Raw genomic sequence first — 4262 nt, forward strand, 5'->3', positions numbered from 1 at the left:
CTGGCAAGGCTTTTTTTATGCCTTGAATGATGTACGTTTGGCCTGCACAGTTATGTATTTCTATTCTGCATCAAACAAAAAAAGACGCCTTCAAAAAGACATCTACTTTTCAATCGTTATATATAATATGCGAGAAATGTGTATCATTTACTGATTCATCTAAAGGTACCACTAGGTCATTAAATTTTTCTTGAATTTTTACATAATCATCTGGGCTTTGAGGTTCTTCTTCTCTTATTAAACGATATATATTGTCGTAATAATAAAAATTTACGGGATTTGTAGTTATAGCTATGGCTTCTTTCGAAGGGTGTTCATGAGGGCGAACTAATTCTACCGGATGTCTAATTATATTATCTAAGGTACATACAAACGTCCTTCTTTGATGGTCGATTCCTACAATTAGCAAATTAATTTTTATATTAGGATTTTGGTCTCTTGGATAGTCATTTACAATAGTTTGCTTCAATTCTTCACTCATATCTTCAATACTATTCCAAGTGTAAAATCTTTCTTTAATGGTATCGATGACTCTATTTATAGGACGATATGAGCCTGCCCCTCCAACAAGTAAATTATCAACGATCAATTCAAATTTACAGTAGTCATCACGAGAAGGAACATGTGGGTCATTACTTGTTAATTTACCATCGCTTACTACTGATATAAAATCTTCATGAGCTATAGCTGTTATGAGTGTCATTTTTTCCTCCCTTGTATAATTACTTTCTAAATTAATTATACAAAAAAAGCTTACATTGATATAGTTCATTCTTCTAATTGTTTTCTTGTTATTTTCCTTTCATCTCGATCAATTTTATATTTTATCGGATGGTTAATAATCTCTTGATCTTCTTTCATTTCCAGAAAGAAGAAATGGTCATACTGCCGTTCCGGCACCACGTACTTCCCACTGATTGCATTGATGATCTCCCCGTTTTCAGTCACATCACAGAAAAATAGCATGATTCTCTCCCTCCTTTTATCCTTCCACTTTGCACGCGCCTGCACTGGAGTCCCGTTTTCCGATTGCACCGTGACATAGAAAAGCTGACGGTCGCCGTCAGGAACGCCAAAGTCAATCAACACCAAGCGCTCCATGTCTTGCCAATCATCCGAGATGGAAGTCTCGATCGTAGTAGCAAAGATTTCTCTTGTTTCGCCGGTCGATTCTACTCGAACAATACAAGATTCGCCTTCTTCTTCCACACGTAATCCTAAAGTGAGGTTCAAATAACGACCGTCCCGACGAAAACGACCATACGAAATATCTCGAGGTCTCGTTTCCGAAATCCGATAGTTCCGTGCTGTATGCTCAACGCCTTGATCCGTCCAAGGGGCCGGTGTGAACTGGACATTGTATTCCAGATTCAGCATACCTCCGAAAATAAGATTATGGCCGTCCGACCTGGTAAGTGTGAATTCCCCAGGCTCTATTACCGTTTTTTGGGCGGATTCTTAGCTCCGCATATGGATCATGTTGTGTTCGATCGTCAGCAACCCCTCCTCGCTCATGAGTTTAATGAGCGCTGTCCGGATGATCCCGGCATTGAGTTCATCGGCCGTAAAGCCTTTCGGTGTGCCAAACGTTCGGAAATCCCATTGGCCAGTTTCCGTATTCACTTCGTCCGCCAACGCAAAAATACCCGGCCCTAAGTACAGGGCGCCATAATCCTCGCTCTGCGTATCCGTATTTCCCAAAAGAAACCCCTGACTCTCCAATACCTCCGCCCGGGAGTATGCCCCGCTGGCCATGAGCTGGTTCTGCAGCGCGTTGATCTTCCCTTCCAGCCATTGCGTATTTTCGATGTGCTTCGGTATTTTGTCATCCCAGATGCCTTCCTTTTAGTCGACCTCCTATATGATTAATTCTTGTACGCGGTGGGAAAAGGACTATTATGTGCGTAGAAGAAACGGTTCTACTGCACCTCCAATGTGCTAGACGCCGGTCATCGACTGGCGTCCTTTTTAAGCTTGTCTAACCCGTTACAGCCTTCTAGCTGCTCCCCTTCGTTTGTGATATACTATTAGTAGAATTTCTCTTAATCCCCGAATCATCAGCTACTACCCATAGCTGGCGATTTTTATATGCTCTGCAGGACATAAAGCACAAATTCGAGCGTTCCAACATAAACCGCCATCAGACCCTTTTCTAATCGACACGTTCGCTTCATATCAAGCTCCGCTTCTTCCCTCGTTCCTGTCGGCCAGCGACCAGCTGCTGCACCCAGCTGTTCCCCATGACTTCCAAATCCACATTCATTTCTCTCGACCAGGCAAACAAGTAAGACTTCATCGCCCAGATCACGTCTACATGCTTCGAGGTCGTCATAATGTGCATCAGTAGCTTCAAATGGCTGATCAAACGGCCGATGGTTATACACATGGGTCAGCCGCTCCAGCGCTTCTTTTGCTTCTGTGAACTGCTCTACGATATTTAACGCCGTAGAGGCAATGCTTTGATTCATTTCTTTTCGGATCGACGGAGCAGCCAGTGGATCCAGGTCCCATTGATATACAATAATCTCTGCCAGTTCATATGCTTTGGTAACTTTGGCCCAGGTTGCAAGCACACGAATATTGGTTAAGGGTTTGTCGCCCCGTTCGATGGCCGATGTATAGGACTAGTCGCACACGCCAAATCCGATGCGGTTGTAAATGCAGTCGGCCAGCGTGCCCTGGGTCAGTTCGGCCTCCTCTCGTGCCTGGCGCAAAAATCCTCTTATTTCTCGTTCGAAATATAACTTCTTCATTTTGTCGTCCTCCTCGTGGTAAGTAATAGGGCGCGGTATGCTTACAATAGGCGCCCCGCCTTTATTCGATTTACGCGACTTGTTTCGGGATCCAGTGGTTAATGTAGTTGACCGCAGCTTCCAGGTCTTTGCGTTTTACATCTTTATAGCTGCCGAAACCGAAACGGTCTTTAATGTCCCGGTACGCTTGCGGAAGAGCCGCTTCCGTTCGTCCTTGTCCTCGGTCAAGTCATAAATGCGGATGGAGACGGCTTTTTGGAGGCGGCGTTGTTCACCATTATCGAGCGTGATTTGGTTATCGACTTTGCTGCTTAGTTGCTGCACGCTGACTTTCAAGTGCTGCGTTCGTTCAACTGTTTCGGCGGTCATTTTTAGTGATTCAATTAAAGCCGTTCGTTCATCCAATACGGGAACTTGGTTTTGAATCGTTTCGCGCATTTCATTGAATTTAGAGATAATATCTCCTTGAACGCAGCTGCTTTTCTGCCGGTGTAGCTCATGACCAGAAACGAAAACCCGTCTTGCTTAATGATTACGCATTCGTATTCGCGGCCTCGTTCATTCCTATACGTTGACGGCGCAAAGTTGCGCTGTGAGAATTCGAAGCTACAATCCAGGTTGCGAATGTCCCGCAATACACCTTTGCGCTGCTTGTCGAATATTTCTGCGGCGGTTACTAAATCTGTGACTGCTTCTCCATTTTGTTGGTACACTAGTTCTTCCATTTCCATCCTCCTCTAAGCAATAGTTAGTGGTTCTTTGTTGTTGAAACATTTGAACTGGTAGGAACTTCCTTCTTTCGTATCGAACTCGCTCCGAGGAAGGAGGTGAAACAATGACTGTTTATGCAGTAACGTACGATTTAAATGCACCTGGCCAAGAATATGAAGCGGTCAAAGAATTTCTAAAAAACAGTGGGGCTTGGTTCAAACACTTTAATTCGTTTTGGATTATTGATACCACTCGACACGATGCAGTTAGTCTTCGAGACGGTTTAAAAAGCGTTACGTCTAATAATGATCGGTTGCTGGTTGTAGCACTTGGTACCGAAGGTGCTTGGTATAACATTGATGACCAAGGAAGTGAGTGGCTTAAGAAGCATCTGAAGAAATAGAGCCCGATTGACTTGGGAATAAACTTTTATCCCAATATTCTTTATCAAACGGAGATCTTTCGATGTAACTCAATCCGATTTTCAACAAGGTTGATTCAGGGTACGTTGCTTCTGTGTGTTCAGCGGCAACGGCCCTACCTAATTTAATGGTCTGCTCTTGGTAATTTAGCCGAATGTCCTTTCTGGGATTTTGTTTACTTTGCTTTTCGTTCATGCTGGCACCTCCTCGATAATCTTTAATTCATGAAAAACGCCTGTACTCTCGGTTTTTTCTTTCAGCGCGTTATAAGCTGCAGCTGGCGTGTCGTACTCTTACATTACTTTTATGTTGCGGGTTTATTAACAATTATTTCCATTATCAATAAAAAAGAGACAGAATCCCCGTTGATACGGTA

At 43.5% G+C, this 4262-nt stretch carries 10 protein-coding genes; 1 reads left to right on the forward strand and 9 read right to left on the reverse strand.

What is annotated here, in order from left to right:
• Nucleotides 1–109: 109 nt before the first annotated feature.
• The 8 genes from ACTRXG_RS16660 to ACTRXG_RS16695 all read right to left on the reverse strand — a co-directional run bounded on the left by ACTRXG_RS16660 (nucleotide 110) and on the right by ACTRXG_RS16695 (nucleotide 3478).
• On the reverse strand, nucleotides 110–703 hold the full coding sequence (locus tag ACTRXG_RS16660; RefSeq protein ID WP_474286030.1) for a hypothetical protein: 594 nt from the start codon (nucleotides 701–703) through the stop codon (nucleotides 110–112).
• Nucleotides 704–768: 65 nt separating this feature from the next.
• Nucleotides 769–1377, reverse strand: a complete 609-nt coding sequence (locus tag ACTRXG_RS16665) for a hypothetical protein (RefSeq protein ID WP_474286032.1) — start codon at nucleotides 1375–1377, stop codon at nucleotides 769–771.
• Between the two features lie 81 nt (nucleotides 1378–1458).
• Nucleotides 1459–1701 (reverse strand): hypothetical protein, encoded by a 243-nt coding sequence (locus ACTRXG_RS16670; protein WP_474286034.1) that lies wholly within the window; start codon nucleotides 1699–1701, stop codon nucleotides 1459–1461.
• Between the two features lie 383 nt (nucleotides 1702–2084).
• Nucleotides 2085–2573: a hypothetical protein gene (locus ACTRXG_RS16675; RefSeq protein WP_474286036.1), complete on the reverse strand. Its 489-nt coding sequence runs from the start codon at nucleotides 2571–2573 to the stop codon at nucleotides 2085–2087.
• A 51-nt stretch (nucleotides 2574–2624) separates the two neighbouring features.
• Complete coding sequence (locus ACTRXG_RS16680; RefSeq protein ID WP_474286037.1) at nucleotides 2625–2753, reverse strand: hypothetical protein; 129 nt, start codon at nucleotides 2751–2753, stop codon at nucleotides 2625–2627.
• Between the two features lie 70 nt (nucleotides 2754–2823).
• Nucleotides 2824–2928, reverse strand: coding sequence for an ORF6C domain-containing protein (locus ACTRXG_RS16685; RefSeq protein ID WP_474286045.1), 105 nt, complete (start codon nucleotides 2926–2928; stop codon nucleotides 2824–2826).
• Nucleotides 2889–3158 carry a hypothetical protein gene (locus ACTRXG_RS16690; RefSeq protein ID WP_474286039.1) on the reverse strand — a complete coding sequence of 90 codons (270 nt, stop codon included), beginning with the start codon at nucleotides 3156–3158 and terminating at the stop codon, nucleotides 2889–2891. The genes ACTRXG_RS16685 and ACTRXG_RS16690 overlap by 40 nt, the downstream gene beginning before the upstream one ends.
• Complete coding sequence (locus tag ACTRXG_RS16695) at nucleotides 3137–3478, reverse strand: Rha family transcriptional regulator (RefSeq protein ID WP_474286041.1); 342 nt, start codon at nucleotides 3476–3478, stop codon at nucleotides 3137–3139. The genes ACTRXG_RS16690 and ACTRXG_RS16695 overlap by 22 nt, the downstream gene beginning before the upstream one ends.
• Nucleotides 3479–3588: 110 nt before the next feature.
• Here ACTRXG_RS16695 and ACTRXG_RS16700 point away from each other — a divergent pair, with 110 nt between their 5' ends.
• Nucleotides 3589–3867, forward strand: coding sequence for a hypothetical protein (locus ACTRXG_RS16700; RefSeq protein ID WP_474286043.1), 279 nt, complete (start codon nucleotides 3589–3591; stop codon nucleotides 3865–3867).
• Here ACTRXG_RS16700 and ACTRXG_RS16705 read toward each other — a convergent pair.
• On the reverse strand, nucleotides 3845–4081 hold the full coding sequence (locus ACTRXG_RS16705) for a hypothetical protein (RefSeq protein ID WP_474286044.1): 237 nt from the start codon (nucleotides 4079–4081) through the stop codon (nucleotides 3845–3847). The two genes, ACTRXG_RS16700 and ACTRXG_RS16705, sit on opposite strands and share 23 nt — an antisense overlap.
• Nucleotides 4082–4262 lie beyond the last annotated feature (181 nt).

This window comes from Marinococcus sp. LNSP9103-4 (genome assembly GCF_056034345.1).